Annotated in this window: 12 protein-coding genes; 8 read left to right on the top strand and 4 right to left on the bottom strand. The window is 38.6% G+C overall.

Annotated elements, in window-relative coordinates; genetic code table 11:
- Positions 1-16: 16 nt before the first annotated feature.
- The 4 genes from ACFINK_RS01610 to dapF are packed head-to-tail and all read right to left on the bottom strand — an operon-like array spanning position 17 to position 4,102.
- Complete coding sequence (locus ACFINK_RS01610; RefSeq protein ID WP_375620900.1) at positions 17-703, bottom strand: septation protein A; 687 nt, start codon at positions 701-703, stop codon at positions 17-19.
- Positions 700-1,953 carry a signal recognition particle-docking protein FtsY gene (ftsY, locus tag ACFINK_RS01605; protein ID WP_375638139.1) on the bottom strand — a complete coding sequence of 418 codons (1,254 nt, stop codon included), beginning with the start codon at positions 1,951-1,953 and terminating at the stop codon, positions 700-702. Before ftsY ends, ACFINK_RS01610 begins: the two co-directional genes overlap by 4 nt.
- Before the next feature lie 14 nt (positions 1,954-1,967).
- The gene (mtaB, locus tag ACFINK_RS01600; RefSeq protein WP_375612759.1) at positions 1,968-3,251 is read right to left on the bottom strand and encodes a tRNA (N(6)-L-threonylcarbamoyladenosine(37)-C(2))-methylthiotransferase MtaB; all 1,284 of its coding nucleotides are present in this window, start codon (positions 3,249-3,251) and stop codon (positions 1,968-1,970) included.
- Complete coding sequence (dapF, locus tag ACFINK_RS01595; protein ID WP_375628539.1) at positions 3,251-4,102, bottom strand: diaminopimelate epimerase; 852 nt, start codon at positions 4,100-4,102, stop codon at positions 3,251-3,253. The genes mtaB and dapF overlap by 1 nt, the downstream gene beginning before the upstream one ends.
- Positions 4,103-4,327: 225 nt before the next feature.
- Between dapF and ACFINK_RS01590 the strand changes: the two genes are divergently transcribed.
- The 8 genes from ACFINK_RS01590 to lpdA all read left to right on the top strand — a co-directional run bounded on the left by ACFINK_RS01590 (position 4,328) and on the right by lpdA (position 15,459).
- Positions 4,328-4,873, top strand: a complete 546-nt coding sequence (locus tag ACFINK_RS01590) for an AprI/Inh family metalloprotease inhibitor (protein WP_375638138.1) — start codon at positions 4,328-4,330, stop codon at positions 4,871-4,873.
- Positions 4,874-4,971: 98 nt separating this feature from the next.
- Positions 4,972-6,171, top strand: a complete 1,200-nt coding sequence (gene zapE, locus ACFINK_RS01585) for a cell division protein ZapE (RefSeq protein ID WP_375638137.1) — start codon at positions 4,972-4,974, stop codon at positions 6,169-6,171.
- 289 nt (positions 6,172-6,460) lie between these two features.
- Positions 6,461-7,423, top strand: coding sequence for a malate dehydrogenase (gene mdh / locus ACFINK_RS01580; RefSeq protein WP_375628541.1), 963 nt, complete (start codon positions 6,461-6,463; stop codon positions 7,421-7,423).
- Between the two features lie 88 nt (positions 7,424-7,511).
- The gene (gene sucC / locus ACFINK_RS01575; RefSeq protein ID WP_375612755.1) at positions 7,512-8,708 is read left to right on the top strand and encodes an ADP-forming succinate--CoA ligase subunit beta; all 1,197 of its coding nucleotides are present in this window, start codon (positions 7,512-7,514) and stop codon (positions 8,706-8,708) included.
- 3 nt (positions 8,709-8,711) lie between these two features.
- A complete protein-coding gene (sucD, locus tag ACFINK_RS01570; protein ID WP_375612754.1) occupies positions 8,712-9,614 on the top strand; it encodes a succinate--CoA ligase subunit alpha in 903 nt (300 codons plus the stop codon).
- A gap of 163 nt (positions 9,615-9,777) precedes the next feature.
- A complete protein-coding gene (locus tag ACFINK_RS01565) occupies positions 9,778-12,777 on the top strand; it encodes a 2-oxoglutarate dehydrogenase E1 component (protein WP_375628545.1) in 3,000 nt (999 codons plus the stop codon).
- A gap of 32 nt (positions 12,778-12,809) precedes the next feature.
- A complete protein-coding gene (gene odhB, locus ACFINK_RS01560) occupies positions 12,810-14,021 on the top strand; it encodes a 2-oxoglutarate dehydrogenase complex dihydrolipoyllysine-residue succinyltransferase (protein ID WP_375628547.1) in 1,212 nt (403 codons plus the stop codon).
- 31 nt (positions 14,022-14,052) lie between these two features.
- Complete coding sequence (gene lpdA, locus ACFINK_RS01555; protein WP_375611323.1) at positions 14,053-15,459, top strand: dihydrolipoyl dehydrogenase; 1,407 nt, start codon at positions 14,053-14,055, stop codon at positions 15,457-15,459.
- Positions 15,460-15,731: the final 272 nt, after the last annotated feature.

Here is a 15,731-nt window from a genome sequence, read left to right as displayed (position 1 = left end):
GGTAGTGATGATTTTTTTAAGAATCAGATTTGTCCTCTTCTGTAAAAAGTCCTTTTGAATGTTTTATAATTATAGGCATTTGGGTAAGCATGAAAAGGACTGTTATAGGCATGACGCCAAATACTTTGAAACTTGTCCAGAAATTATCGCTAAAATTACGCCAAATTATTTCATTCAAAATGGCAAGAAAAATGAAAAAAAACGCCCAACGATAGGTAAGTTTTTGCCAACCTAAATCATCAAGTTTTAAGGTAGAATCAAGAGCATAACGTAAAAGTGGTTTTTTAAAAAACATCCCTCCAAAAAGTATAAAAGCAAATAAGCTATTAATGATTGTTGGTTTCATTTTTATGAAAGTTTCATTATGAAGCCAGAGAGTTAGAAAGCCAAAAACTAAAACAAATATTCCTGAAATAAGAGGCATAATAGGAATTTGTCTTGCAAGGATCCATGATAAGCTTAGGGAAATAATAATAGCCACCATAAAAATAGCTGTTGCAGGGAAAATAGGCTTACTAAAATTTTGAAAAAATCCAATGTTTTTTATCAGCCATTCTCCCTTATAATTGGCAAAAAAGAAGGCAACCAATGGACCCATTTCCAAAAGAAACTTAAGTGTTGGTGAGAGAGAAATTTTTTTATTGTTATTCATCTTTTTTTCAGAATTATTGTGTAAATTAAGATTAGATAAAGGCTGTTTCATGCGTGTTTTCCTGCAATAGTTTCGGCAAAGTCAGAAGCAGAAAAGGGTTGAAGGTCTTCAATATCTTCTCCTATACCGATAAAATAAACGGGTAATTTATATTTTGCTGCGATAGCGACAAGAATTCCTCCTCGTGCAGTCCCATCTAGCTTTGTCATAACTAAACCATTAACACCAGCAATATCACTGAAAATGTCCACTTGGTTGAGTGCATTTTGTCCGGTTGTTGCATCAAGAGTTTGAAGGATTGTGTGGGGTGCTTGGGGGGTGTGTTTTTTTAAAACACGAATAATTTTTGCCAACTCATCCATTAATTCAGATTTATTTTGTAAACGCCCTGCTGTATCAATAATTAATACATCACTGTTTGTTTTTTTTGCTTTTTCATAAGCATCAAATGCTAAGCTGGCGGCATCTGCACCCAATTTTGTCGAAATAACAGGAGAATTGGTACGTTCACCCCAAATGTGTAGTTGCTCAATAGCAGCGGCTCGGAAAGTATCACCTGCTGCCAGCATAACTTTTAATCCCCCTTCTGTTAATTTGGCTGAAAGTTTTCCAATAGTTGTCGTTTTTCCAGTGCCATTTACACCTACCAGCAAAATAACATGAGGTTTATGGCTGAGATCAAGTTCTAATGGTATTGCAACAGGTTCCAGAACTTTTTTGACCTCATCAGCTACAATAGTATGAATATCATCTGGGGAGAGGTTTTTTCCGTAACGACTGGAAGCTAAAGTATTTGTGATGCGTGTTGCCGTCTCTACACCTATGTCAGCTTGGATAAGAATATCTTCGAGCTCTTGCAGTGTATCTTCATCAAGTTTTCTTTTAACAAAGAGATCGCCAATTGATCCGCTTAGGCGTTGTGAAGAAAGGGATAGGCCTTTTTTAAGGCGCCCAAACCACGCTGTCTTTTTTTGTTCAACAGAAGGTTCAGATAAAATTTCTTCATTCTTTTTTTCACGGATGTTGTCTGTGACAATAATTTTACCAGAAAAGGGAATTTTATCAGAATGGGATTCTAGAAATGGAGATTTTTCATCATATTTTGTAAGTATTGACTCTGGATTTTTTGTTTGTTCTTCTTTTTCTGTGTTTATAGAGATTTGATTATTTTTTGTCTTTTCATTTTTGTCTTTATTTTCTTCTATTATATCGCTTTTATCAGGAATAGAAATCTGTTGTTCAATTTCTTGCTCTTGAGATTTGTTAAAAGAGAATATTTTTTTTATAAAAGATTTAGTCATAAGAATTCTCCTGCTCAAGCAGCGTTTAATTTTGGAGGGACAGCAATCAATTTATCGCCATCATGATCAACGATAAGGGCTTGAACAATTGTTCCTGCTTTTGCACCTTTAACTTGTACAAGAGTATAATCTTCTGTTCGTCCGATTTCATCTTTTTCAACGAGAATTGTTTGTAGACTGTTTTGTAAATGAGCAAGATGCTTTTGGTAAGCCATATCACCTGCTTTACGCAATTTTTCAGCACGCAGCTTAACTATTTTACGGTTGATTTGTGGCATACGTGCGGCAGGTGTTCCTTCTCTTGGACTAAAGGGGAAGACATGGAGATGGGTTAAATTACAATCTTTGATTAAGGCAAGACTATTTTGAAACATCTCTTCTGTTTCTGTAGGAAAACCAGCAATTAAGTCGGCACCATAAACCATTGTAGAACGTTTGGCACGCAATTCTTGGCAAAATTGAATGGCATGTTCGCGCAGATGACGCCGTTTCATCCGTTTTAAAATCATATTATCACCTGCTTGCAAAGATAAATGCAAATGGGGCATGATTCTTGTTTCATAAGCTAAAAGATTTATGAGTTCTTCGTCTGCTTCAATAGAGTCAATAGATGAGAGGCGTAATCGGGCTAAGTCAGGGACATGATGCAAAATAGCTGAAGTTAATTTTCCTAGAGTAGCTTTTCCAGGAAGATCGTGGCCATAACTTGTAAGGTCAACACCTGTAAGGACCACTTCTTGGATACCCCCACCTATCAGCTTTTTAATTTGTTCTATGACAGCACCCATGGGAACTGAACGAGATGGTCCTCGTCCATAAGGAATAATGCAAAATGTACAGCGGTGATCGCATCCGTTTTGTACCTGTACAAAAGCGCGGGTGCGCTCTTGCATTGCACTGACCATATGTGGAGCAATTTTTTGTACTTCCATAATGTCATTGATATGCACCTTTTCAGAATGATTAATACCAAAATCAGGAAGTTGACGATAAGAATGAGCGTGAAGTTTATCTTCGTTTCCTAAAACAAGATCTACTTCTGTCATTGAGGCAAAATTTTGTGCTTCTGTTTGGGCTGCACACCCTGTTACAATGATACGCGCATGAGGATTTTCACGTCTTGCTTTGCGGATAGCTTGTTTTGCTTGTCGTACGGCTTCGGCAGTGACAGCACAGGTATTAAAGATAATAGCACCATCTTTAAGTTGATCTAGCCCTGAAGAAGTACTTTCTTTGCGAATGATTTCCGATTCGTAGCTATTAAGTCGACAACCAAAAGTTACAATTTCTATTGCCATCAGGAGTGATCCTTTTTGTAACACCCTGTTAAAGGGCTTAAAAAACCACTAAAGTGATATTTAATTGGTCCTGTCATGATAATATGATCGTCTTCTCGGTAAAAAATATTAAGTTTTCCCTTTGGTAAATTTACATCAACATGGCGCTCTGTAAGTCCACGACGATAAGCAGCCACTGCACTTGCACAAGCAGCACTCCCACATGCTTGTGTTAATCCTGCCCCTCGCTCCCATGTACGTAAATTTAGACTTTTCTTTGACGTTATGCAAGCAATGGAAATATTGCACCGTTCGGGAAACAGGGGATCATGTTCAAGTTTTGGCCCATATTTTTCTAATGGAATATGTTGAATATCATTTTCAACAAAAAAGATAGCATGGAGATTGCCAATGGATATGAGACAAGCGTCTTTTAGGGGACCAGCGATAATTTCTACGTGATTGGTATCAACTATTTCACGTGAAACAGGCATCTCTTTTGCATTGAAATTTGGGCATCCCATATCAACAGAAATGAGATTATCGGTTTGGTATTTTCCTTCAATAATTCCAGCGGGAGTTTCTAAATGAAATTTTTCACCAAAATTGTGATCTTTAAGCCATGCGATGACACAGCGGGTACCATTGCCACAAGCTTTAGCCATTGATCCGTCGGCATTCCATATTTCTATGCGGAAGTCGGTTTTTTTCTGGGTTGGTGTGTGGATAGCCATGATTTGATCAAAATGCATTTCAGGATCTGCCGACAAAGCAAGGATTGCTTGTGGTGTAAGAGCGTATGTGCTTTCACGCATATCAACAACAATAATTTGATTTCCAAGACCGTCCATTTTGCTAAATGGCGTTTTCATGAAATTTCTCTATTTCTAATGATTACTTATAAAAAGATATATGACTGAAAATATTATAAATTTCTAGTGTTTAATAAATATAAAATTGGGCACATAAATTATTTCTTTTAAAATAAGTGATTTTAACCTGTTTTTTTTAATTTGTTAATTTATCTTTGTAACTATAACAAATATTCGCTTAATTTTTTTGTGAACTTATTTATTGTCGTGGGAGAGAGTACAGACATGGCGTTTTCAAAAGTTTCGTTTTTCGTTGCACTATCAACTGTAATGTTTTTAGGGGGATGTTCAACAACACGGTTTGATGGTAATGACGATGGTAACGCATTAGAAGTTTTTTATCCATCTCAACAAATGACAATATTAGAAGCGTCTGATCTGTCGTCTACTTCTTCGTCGATATCTGAAGATGCAAACGCTCCGATGTATGAAAAAGGAGATTCTCAGAGCGATGGACGAATGGCTAGTCTCGAATTGCCAAGTAATGCTACTGATTTATTTCCTGCAAGTGTTGCTGGGGTGTGGAATCTTTCTATAGGAGGAAAAGTTTGCCGGATTGCAACTCCACAAACAAAGTTTGGACAAGGGTACCGTGCTGGTCCTTTACACTGTCCAGGAATTGCTTCCCAAGTGAGATCGTGGGCTGTTAAAGGAAAAAGATTATATTTTTATAATAACTCTGGACGTGTTATCCTCGTTCTTTATTCTTCAAATGTTGATCGTTTTGAGGGACGTACACTTGATGATCATCCCGTTATTTTAAGTCGTTAAATCATTTTTGATCGTTTATGACAAACTAAACTAGACGGACAGATTCTTGAAAAGTATTTGTATTTTTCATTGAGATCGGTTTGAAAAAGGTTTTTTGGATGATTCTCGTTTCAACACGTTATAAGGAGCTTGTCGCTAAAGGAGAGGTTTGTTTTGATCCCGCTCAATTAGCTATAACAGAATATTTTGATCATTTATTAAAAAAAATTGCGGAACAAAATATCTCTCATCCTTTGCCTTGGATATTTTGCTCTTTCTTTAACAGAATATTTAAAAGGAAAAAACAAAATATTTCTTGTGTTGTAAAACAAGGAGATGAAACAGGTTTTTTTCAGGGACTGTATATTTATGGTGAAGTAGGACGGGGCAAAACCATGCTGATGGATTTGTTCTTTTCTTGTTTGCCTAAAGGTCATAAAAAGCGTGCCCATTTTAATGATTTTATGGCTGATGTGCATGAGCGTATTAATTTTTATCGTCAAGCATCTGGGTGTGCAAAATTTAAACAAGATAATCCTATTTTAGCTGTTGCTGAGGATCTTGCACGAGAAGCAAAAGTACTTTGTTTTGATGAGTTTAGTGTAACGGATATTGCTGATGCTATGGTATTGGGGCGGCTTATTTCTGCTCTGTTTGATAAAGGAATTTTCTTTATTGCGACTTCAAATGTGGCGCCAGATAACCTTTATTGTAACGGTTTAAATCGTGAGCTCTTTTTGCCTTTTATTCAAGTTTTGAAAGCATATGTTCGTGTTGTTAATCTTGATGCAAAAACAGATTATCGCCTTGAAAAATCAAATCTACAACAGATGTATGTATCGCCGTTGGGGGTTCAAGCAAATGAATATATGGATCAAGCATGGACACTTGTATTGCGAGGACATAAGGAGATGTCTGATGAGCTTTCTATAAAAGGGCGCTTTATTCCTATTCCGCGCTTTGGTGCAGGATGTGCTCGTTTTGATTATGGGGATTTATGTGAAAAGCCTTTGGCCGCGGCTGAATATTTGTTATTAGGGGAGCGTTATCATACGATTTTTATTGATAATGTACCGGTCATGGATGATACATGTCGCAATGAAACAAAACGGTTTATTTTGCTTATTGATATTCTTTATGAGCGCCACATACGGTTGTTTATGTCGGCTGCGGCAGGGATAGGGGCTTTGTATAAAGGGCATGCGCAGATTACGGAAACATTTGAATTTCAAAGAACACAATCACGTCTTTTCGAAATGCAAAGCTACGATTATTTAAAACTTTGGGAAGAACATTTTCTTTTGAAGAAGAAGCATTGATTATACTTTTACCTTTACGTAAACTGTCAAAACAATAACTTTTTGAAATTAAAGAAATATAATAATTCTGTTGTATTTTTTTAAAATTCACTTTATCGATACATCGTGATAATTTTCTAATAGTTGTTTCAGCGGAGGGTTGTTGTTTCTGTAAGGAGATAAATTTGTAAATTTCATTTCTTTACTCCTTTTTATGATATTGTTTGAATATGGTTGAAGTCAAAAATATTCAGTATACGGACGTTGATTGGGTGTGCGCTGAATTATCTAAAAGTTAGGAAAAAATAAAATGGCACGGAAAAAAATAGCTCTCATTGGTTCAGGTATGATTGGTGGTACTTTAGCACATATTATTGGGCTTAAAGAGCTTGCTGATGTGGTCTTATTTGATATTACAGAAGGTGTGCCACAAGGTAAGGCTCTAGATATAGCCGAATCTTCTCCCGTTGATGGTTTTGATATCAGTCTAAAAGGTGCTAATGCTTATGAAGCAATTGAAGGTGCTGATGTTGTTATTGTAACAGCAGGCGTTGCGCGAAAACCTGGTATGAGTCGTGATGAACTTTTGGGCATTAATTTAAAGGTTATGGAACAAGTTGGAGCTGGAATTAAAAAATACGCTTCTTCAGCGTTTGTTATTTGTATTACCAATCCCCTTGATGCGATGGTGTGGGCATTGCAGAAATTTTCAGGTCTCCCTACACATAAAGTGGTTGGTATGGCTGGTGTTCTTGATTCAGCGCGTTTTCGTCATTTCTTATCTGAGGAATTTAAGGTCTCTATTAAAGATGTGACAGCGTTTGTTTTAGGGGGCCACGGTGATACAATGGTTCCTCTCGTGCGTTATTCAACGGTTGGTGGTATTTCTTTGCCTGATCTTATAAAGATGGGCTGGACAACACAGGGAAGAATTGATCAAATTATCCAGCGTACCCGTGATGGCGGTGCAGAAATTGTTGGTTTGTTAAAAACAGGTTCTGCTTATTATGCACCAGCAGCTTCTGCTGTTTCTATGGCTGAGGCCTACCTAAAGGATACTAAGCGTGTTGTGCCTGTTGCAGCTTATCTTTCAGGAGAATATGGGGTTAATGATACCTATGTTGGGGTACCTGTTGTACTTGGTGCAGGTGGTGTTGAACGAGTCATTGAAATTGATCTTGATAAAGAAGAAAGAGGTGCTTTTGATCATTCAGTAAATGCGGTTAAAAAGCTTTGTGAAGCTTGTATTGCTCTTGTACCTAGTCTCAAGTAAATTGAACAAGATTTAATTCATTAAAATAAGTATTTAGAATGTTAAAACTTTAGGATTAATAAGATCCATAAAAGAAAAGGACAAATGCATGAATATCCATGAGTATCAGGCCAAACGTCTGCTTCATGAATATGGAGCACCAATTGCAAATGGTGTCGCTGTTTATTCTGTAGAGCAAGCTGAAAAATGGGCGGAAAAATTGCCCGGACCTCTCTATGTGGTTAAAAGTCAGATACACGCTGGTGGTCGTGGTAAGGGTAAGTTTAAAGAACTTGGTCCTGATGCAAAGGGTGGTGTTCGGCTTGCACAATCTGTTGAAGAAGTTGTTGCAAATGTTCAAGAAATGCTTGGAAAAACTTTGGTAACCAAACAAACTGGTCCAGAGGGTAAGCAGGTCAACCGCCTTTATATTGAAGATGGTGCCGATATTGAACGGGAGCTTTATCTTTCACTTTTGGTTGATCGTAGCGTTGGTCGAATTGCTTTTGTTGTTTCAACAGAAGGTGGAATGGATATTGAAACGGTTGCTGAAGAGACACCAGAAAAAATATTCACGCTTCCCATTGATGCTGTAGAGGGTGTTACTTCTGCTGATTGTGCAAGACTTTGTGATGCGTTGAAACTACAAAGTAGTGCGCGAGAAGATGGTGAAAAGCTTTTTCCGATTCTCTATAAGGCATTTTGTGAAAAAGATATGAGCCTTTTAGAAATCAATCCGCTTATTGTGATGAAAGATGGTCACTTGCGTGTTCTTGATGCGAAAGTTTCTTTTGATAATAATGCTCTGTTTCGTCATCCAGATATTTTAGAATTGCGCGATCTTTCAGAAGAAGATCCAAAGGAAATAGAAGCATCAAAGCATGATCTTGCTTATGTTGCTCTTGAGGGTACGATTGGTTGCATGGTTAATGGTGCTGGGCTTGCTATGGCAACAATGGATATCATTAAGCTTTATGGAGCAGAGCCAGCGAATTTTTTGGATGTTGGTGGTGGAGCATCAAAAGAAAAGGTGACAGCTGCTTTTAAAATTATTACGGCCGATCCAAATGTTAAGGGCATTTTGGTTAACATTTTTGGTGGTATTATGCGTTGTGATGTCATTGCTGAAGGTGTGGTTGCTGCTGTTCGTGAGGTTGGTTTAAAGGTTCCCTTGGTTGTTCGTCTTGAAGGTACTAATGTTGAGCAAGGTAAAGCAATTATCAATGAGAGTGGTTTGAATGTTATTCCTGCTGATGATTTAGATGATGCTGCCCAAAAAATTGTTGCAGCCGTGAAGGGAGCTTAAGCTATGTCAATTCTTGTGAATAAAGAGACAAAAGTTCTAGTTCAAGGGCTTACAGGAAAAACAGGAACGTTTCATACAGAACAGGCGCTTGCTTATCATGGTACGCAAATGGTTGGTGGCGTTAATCCTAAAAAGGGTGGAGAAACATGGGAAGGTTCAAAAGGCGAAACTCTTCCTATTTTCGCTAATGTTGCAGAAGCAAAAGAAAAAACAGGTGCAGATGCTTCCGTTATTTATGTTCCTCCTGCAGGGGCTGCGGCAGCTATTATAGAGGCTATAGAAGCTGAAGTTCGTTTAATTATCTGTATTACGGAAGGTATTCCCGTTATGGATATGGTTAAAGTGAAGGCGCGATTAGAAAACTCAAAGTCTCGTCTTATTGGTCCTAATTGTCCCGGTATTCTTACACCAAATGAATGTAAAATTGGTATTATGCCTGGTTCTATTTTTAGAAAAGGTTCTGTTGGGGTTGTCTCGAGGTCGGGAACTTTAACTTATGAAGCCGTTTTTCAAACGAGTCAGGAAGGTCTCGGACAAACAACTGCTATAGGGATTGGTGGCGATCCTGTTAAGGGCACTGAATTTATTGATGTGTTGGAAATGTTTTTAGCGGATGATGAAACCGAGTCTATTGTTATGATTGGTGAGATTGGTGGTTCTGCTGAAGAAGAAGCAGCACAGTTTTTGCAAGATGAAGCAAGAAAAGGTCGTAAAAAGCCAGTTGTTGGCTTTATTGCTGGCCGTACGGCTCCTCCAGGACGTACAATGGGACATGCTGGTGCTGTTATTTCTGGTGGTAAAGGTGGAGCAGAAGATAAAATTGCGGCAATGGAATCAGCAGGGATTCGTGTATCTTCTTCGCCATCACAGATAGGTAAGACTTTGATGTCAGTTTTGAAAGGCTAAAAGAAAGTTTCACCTGAATAAGAAAAGGTTCTTAGATTCAGGTGAAAAAGCTTGAGTATAAAAAGGTAAAACTTTTTTGAATGTTCGAATCACTGCTTGTTTGTAAGCATTTAAAGATCAAAAAGAGATATAAGGAGACGGAATAAATGTTCCGGAGAAGTATATGGCAAGGCAGGACGAAATAAATAGCCTTTTTGCACAGACATCATTTCTTTATGGTGGGAATGCGGATTATATAGATCAACTTTATGCTCAATATGAAAAAGATCCTACCAGTGTTGATTCACAGTGGCGTGCTTTTTTTGAAGGACTTCATGATAATAAAGAAGATGTTCTTAAAAATGCTGAAGGAGCAACATGGCAGCGTGATCATTGGCCATTAAAAGCAGAGGGTGAATTGATTTCTGCTCTTGATGGTGATTGGTCTTCTCTTGAAAAATATTTTGGCGATAAATTAAAGGAAAAAGCAATAACAGGTGCTGCACAAAAGGGAAAAACTTCCAGTGAACAAGATATTATTCGTGCAACACGTGATTCCGTTCATGCAATTATGATGATTCGTGCGTTTCGAGAACGGGGACATCTTCATGCGCAACTTGACCCTCTTCAATTGGCCGAAAAACAAGAAGATTATAAGGAACTTTCTCCAGAAGCTTATGGTTTTACTCCAGCTGATTACGAGCGTCCCATTTTTATTGATAATGTTTTAGGGTTGGAATATGCAACTATTCCGCAAATGCTTGAGATTCTCAATCGTACCTATTGTTCAACAATCGGTGTGGAATATATGCATGTTTCTGATCCGGTTCAGAAAGTATGGCTTCAAGAACGCATTGAAGGGCGAGATAAAAAAAATTCTTTCACACAACAAGACAAGAAAGCTATTCTGAATAAGCTTATTCAGGCAGAGGGATTCGAACAGTTTTTAGACACTAAATATAAAGGTACAAAGCGTTTTGGACTCGATGGTGGTGAGGCGCTGATTCCCGCTCTTGAACAGATTATCAAATGTGGTAGTGCTTTGGGGGTTAGGGAAGTTATTTTAGGAATGGCACATCGTGGTCGTTTAAATGTTCTTTCACAAGTTCTTGCCAAACCGCATAGGGCTATTTTTCATGAATTCAAAGGGGGATCTTACAAGCCTGATGATGTGGAGGGATCCGGTGATGTCAAATATCATTTGGGAACTACCGCTGATCTGGACTTTGATGGTAAAAAAGTTCATTTATCGCTGTTAGCCAATCCATCTCATCTTGAGATTGTTGATCCGGTTGTCATGGGAAAAGCACGTGCTAAACAAGATCAACTTATGGGACCTGCGCATACTGATTTACTCCCATTAAGTGAGCGTTCAAAAGTGATGCCATTGCTTATTCATGGTGATGCCGCTTTTGCAGGACAAGGCGTTATCCAAGAAACTTTTGGTCTTTCAGGTCTTAAAGGTTATCGTGTTGCAGGCTCACTTCATGTTATTATCAATAACCAGATTGGTTTTACAACATCTCCACGTTTTTCACGTTCTTCGCCTTATCCATCAGATGTCGCAAAAATGATTGATGCACCAATTTTCCATGTGAATGGTGATGATCCTGAGGCGGTTGTTTTTGTTGCCAAAATAGCAACAGAGTTTCGCCAAATTTTCCATAAACCAGTGGTTATTGATATGTTTTGTTATCGCCGTTATGGGCATAATGAAGGTGATGAACCTTCCTTTACGCAGCCGCTTATGTATAAAGCAATTCGTAATCATAAAACAACACTTCAACTTTATAGTGACCAATTGGTAGCAGAAGGAATGATTTCTTCAGAAGAGATTGAGCAACAAAAAAAATTATGGCGCGATAAGCTTGAAGGTGAACTTGAAGCGAGTGCTTCTTATAAGCCTAATAAGGCTGATTGGCTTGATGGAAGCTGGACGGGACTCAAAGCTTTTAGTAGTTCTGATGAGCAGCATTCTAGAGCAACCGGTGTTGAAGTAAAAACTTTAAAGGAAATTGGTCAGAAAATTGTTGAAATTCCGGCGAATTTTCACGTTCACAAAACCATTCAACGTTTTTTAAATAATCGTGCTAAAATTTTTGAAACCGGTGAGGGTGTTGACTGGGCAACCGCTGAAGCTTTAGCTTTTGGTTCACTTTGTTTGGAAGGTGCACCGGTTCGTCTTTCCGGTGAAGATGTTGAACGGGGAACTTTTTCACAACGTCATTCAGTTCTTTATGACCAAGAAAATGAGGCGCGTTATATTCCTTTGAATCATTTACAAAAGGGGCAAGCGCTTTATGACGTTGTTAATTCTATGCTTTCTGAAGAAGCTGTTCTTGGTTTTGAATATGGATATTCTCTTGCTGAACCACGAGGATTAACACTTTGGGAAGCACAATTTGGTGATTTCTCTAATGGTGCACAGGTCATTTTTGATCAATTTATTTCATCCGCAGAGCGTAAGTGGCTTCGTATGTCTGGTCTTGTGTGTTTATTGCCTCATGGTTTTGAAGGGCAAGGGCCGGAGCATTCTTCTGCACGTTTAGAACGGTTTCTTCAACTTTGTGCGGAAGATAATATGCAGGTTGCTAATTGTACAACCCCTGCAAATTATTTTCATATTTTGCGTCGACAAATTAAGCGTGATTTCCGGAAGCCATTGATTTTGATGACACCGAAATCACTTTTACGTCATAAGAGAGCTGTTTCTTTTCTCAATGAAATGGGGCCAGAAACAAGTTTTTGTCGTGTGTTGCTTGATGATGCAGAATGTCTCAGAGATTCTGTCATTAAGTTGCAAAAAGATAATAAGATTCGCCGTGTCGTTCTTTGTACTGGTAAGGTTTATTACGACCTTTATGAAGAACGTGAAAAAAGGGGTATTGATGATGTTTACCTCCTTCGTGTTGAACAGCTTTATCCTTTCCCTGCAAAAGTTTTGGTGAATGTATTATCGCGCTTTTTGCAGGCGGAAGTTTTTTGGTGCCAAGAGGAACCAAAAAACATGGGGGCTTGGTCATTTATTGAGCCTTATTTGGAATGGGTTTTGACGCATATTAATGCGCAATATTCACGTGCTCGTTATGCAGGACGTCCTGCGAGTGCGTCACCGGCCTCTGGGTTAATGGTGAAACACCTTGAACAACTGGCTGCGTTTCTTAAAGACGCGTTAGGTTCTTAATTTATTACTACTCTGATGTATGGAAAAATATTATGACTACTGAAATTCGTGTTCCTACTTTGGGCGAATCGGTTACCGAAGCAACGGTTGGCAAATGGTTTAAAAAACTTGGCGAAGCTGTCGCTATGGATGAGCCTTTGGTTGAATTAGAAACTGATAAGGTAACCGTTGAAGTTCCTTCTCCTGTTGCTGGGAAATTATCTGAAATCATTGCAAAAGAAGGCGATACGGTTGAAGTAAATGCTCTTTTAGGAGTGGTGAAAGCTGGAGAAGCTGGTATCTCCCAATCACTTTCACCTTCTGCTACACTTGTTCCAGCGGCTTCATCTGAATCGAAGAAGCCTGCTTTGAGCAGTGCAATGCCTCCTTCTCCTTCAGCAGCAAAATTGATGGCTGAAAATAATGTTGCAAAAAGCGATATTTCAGGTTCTGGAAAACGTGGACAAATTCTTAAAGAAGATGTTCTTGGTGGATTAAAACAAAGTACAAATGCTCCTACACCCTCTTCTTCTGCGACGAGTTCTTCGGCACCTCCTGTCCAAGAAACACGTGAAGAGCGGGTTCGTATGACGAAATTGCGTCAAACAATTGCTCGCCGTCTTAAAGATGCACAAAATGTAGCAGCAATGTTAACCACATTTAATGAGGTTGATATGTCAGCGGTGATGGATTTGCGCAAGCGTTATAAGGATCTTTTTGAAAAGAAACATGGTGTTAAGCTTGGTTTTATGGGTTTTTTTACCAAGGCTGTTTGTCATGCATTAAAAGAACTTCCTGCTGTTAATGCAGAGATTGATGGGACAGATATTGTTTACAAAAACTATGTCAATGTTGGAATTGCTGTTGGAACGGATAAAGGGCTTGTTGTTCCAGTGGTGCGAGATGCAGATCAAATGTCATTGGCAGAGATTGAAAAAGAGATTGGTCGTTTGGGGCGTCTTGCGCGTGATGGAAAATTAGCCGTTTCTGATATGCAGGGCGGAACTTTTACCATTACCAATGGTGGTGTGTATGGATCGTTGATGTCAACACCGATTTTGAATGCACCACAATCTGGTATTTTGGGAATGCATGCGATTAAAGAGCGAGCAATGGTTGTTGAGGGTCAAGTTGTGATCCGCCCCATGATGTATTTAGCGCTTTCTTATGATCACCGTATTGTGGATGGGCAAGAAGCTGTGACTTTCCTTGTGCGTGTTAAGGAAAGCTTAGAAGATCCGGAACGCCTTGTTCTTGATTTGTAAAATACAGTTTTCAGGATGAAAGGAGAAACGGATGTCTTATGATGTGGCTGTGATCGGAGCGGGTCCAGGTGGTTATGTAGCAGCAATAAAAGCGGCGCAACTGGGACTTAAAGTAGCAATTATTGAAAAGCGTACAACATTAGGAGGAACATGTCTCAACGTTGGTTGTATTCCTTCTAAAGCGTTGCTGCATGCTTCAGAAGTGTTTTCTGAAACCCAGCATGGTTTTGAAACGCTTGGTATTTCTATTGGTAAATCTAAGCTTAATCTTGAACAAATGATGGTTCATAAGAAAGCTGTGGTGACAGCCAATACGAGTGGTGTTTCTTTTTTGATGAAAAAAAATAAAGTTGATACTTTTTTTGGGACAGCCAAAATTTTGAGTGCGGGTCATGTGGAAGTTGTTGCCAGAGATGGTAATAAACAAACAATTGAGACAAAAAATATTATTATTGCTACCGGTTCAGAGAGTTCAGGCATTCCAGGGGTGAATGTTGAAATTGATGAAAAGACTATTGTTTCTTCTACGGGAGCTCTTTCACTTGAAAAAGTACCAACGCATATGATTGTAGTAGGTGCTGGTGTCATTGGTTCAGAACTTGGATCAGTTTGGAGCCGTTTAGGTGCTAAGGTGACCATTATTGAGTATCTTAATAAAGTTTTGGGCTCAATGGATGGTGAAGTTTCACGGCAATTTCAGAAATTAATGGAAAAACAGGGGATTGAATATAAAACGGGTGCAAAGGTAACAGCTGTTACACAATCTGGCTCAACTGCTCAGGTGAGCTTTGAATCTGTCAAAGGTGGTGAATCTGAAACTTTAGAGGCTGATGTTGTGCTTATTGCTACTGGACGTTCTCCTTATACAGAGGGGCTTGGATTACAAGAGGCTGGTGTTCAGTTAGATGAACGCGGATTTATTGCAATTGATGCTCATTGGCAGACGAATGTTCCAGGAATTTATGCGATTGGTGATGTCGTAAAAGGACCAATGCTAGCACATAAAGCAGAGGAAGAAGGCGTTGCTGTGGCAGAAATTTTGGCAGGTCAAAAAGGGCATGTTAATTTTGATGTTATTCCTAGTGTTGTTTATACACAGCCGGAAATTGCGAGTGTAGGAAGGACAGAAGAAGAGCTAAAAACTGCTGGTATTGAATATAATGTTGGCAAATTTCCTTTTATGGCCAATGGTCGTGCACGTGCAATGCAAAAGAGTGATGGGTTCGTTAAAATCCTTTCTGATAAAAAAACAGATCGGGTATTAGGGGGGCATATTCTTGGATTTGGTGCTGGTGAAATGATCCATGAAATTGCAGTTTTAATGGAATTTGGAGGTTCATCAGAAGATCTGGGACGTTGTTGCCATGCACATCCTACCTTATCAGAAGCCGTGCGTGAGGCAGCTTTGGCAACATTTGCTAAACCACTTCATATTTAAAAAGCTTTTAAAAAGTAAATTTTAAAAGGCACATGAGGCAGAAAATATTTGTGAAGCATGCAACAACATTTTAAAACTTTAAAAAAGAATATAACCAATTGTATTGAAATGTTCCATTTGTTGTATGCTTTTCGATAATTACTGTTTTAGATATCTGTTGTGCAGTTTTGATTGATTATTCTGTTGTGCACTATCGTTTAGAGCGGTGGTGTTTAGTCTATGTAAAGTTTTATATATGGGGTAGTTTTTATACTGTTATAAAATATTTAAGA

Source organism: Bartonella sp. AA16NXGY (assembly GCF_042197325.1).
GTDB lineage: Bacteria > Pseudomonadota > Alphaproteobacteria > Rhizobiales > Rhizobiaceae > Bartonella.
The sequence above is the reverse complement of the archived record's forward strand: the minus strand, read 5'-3'. Positions and strand labels throughout refer to the sequence as shown.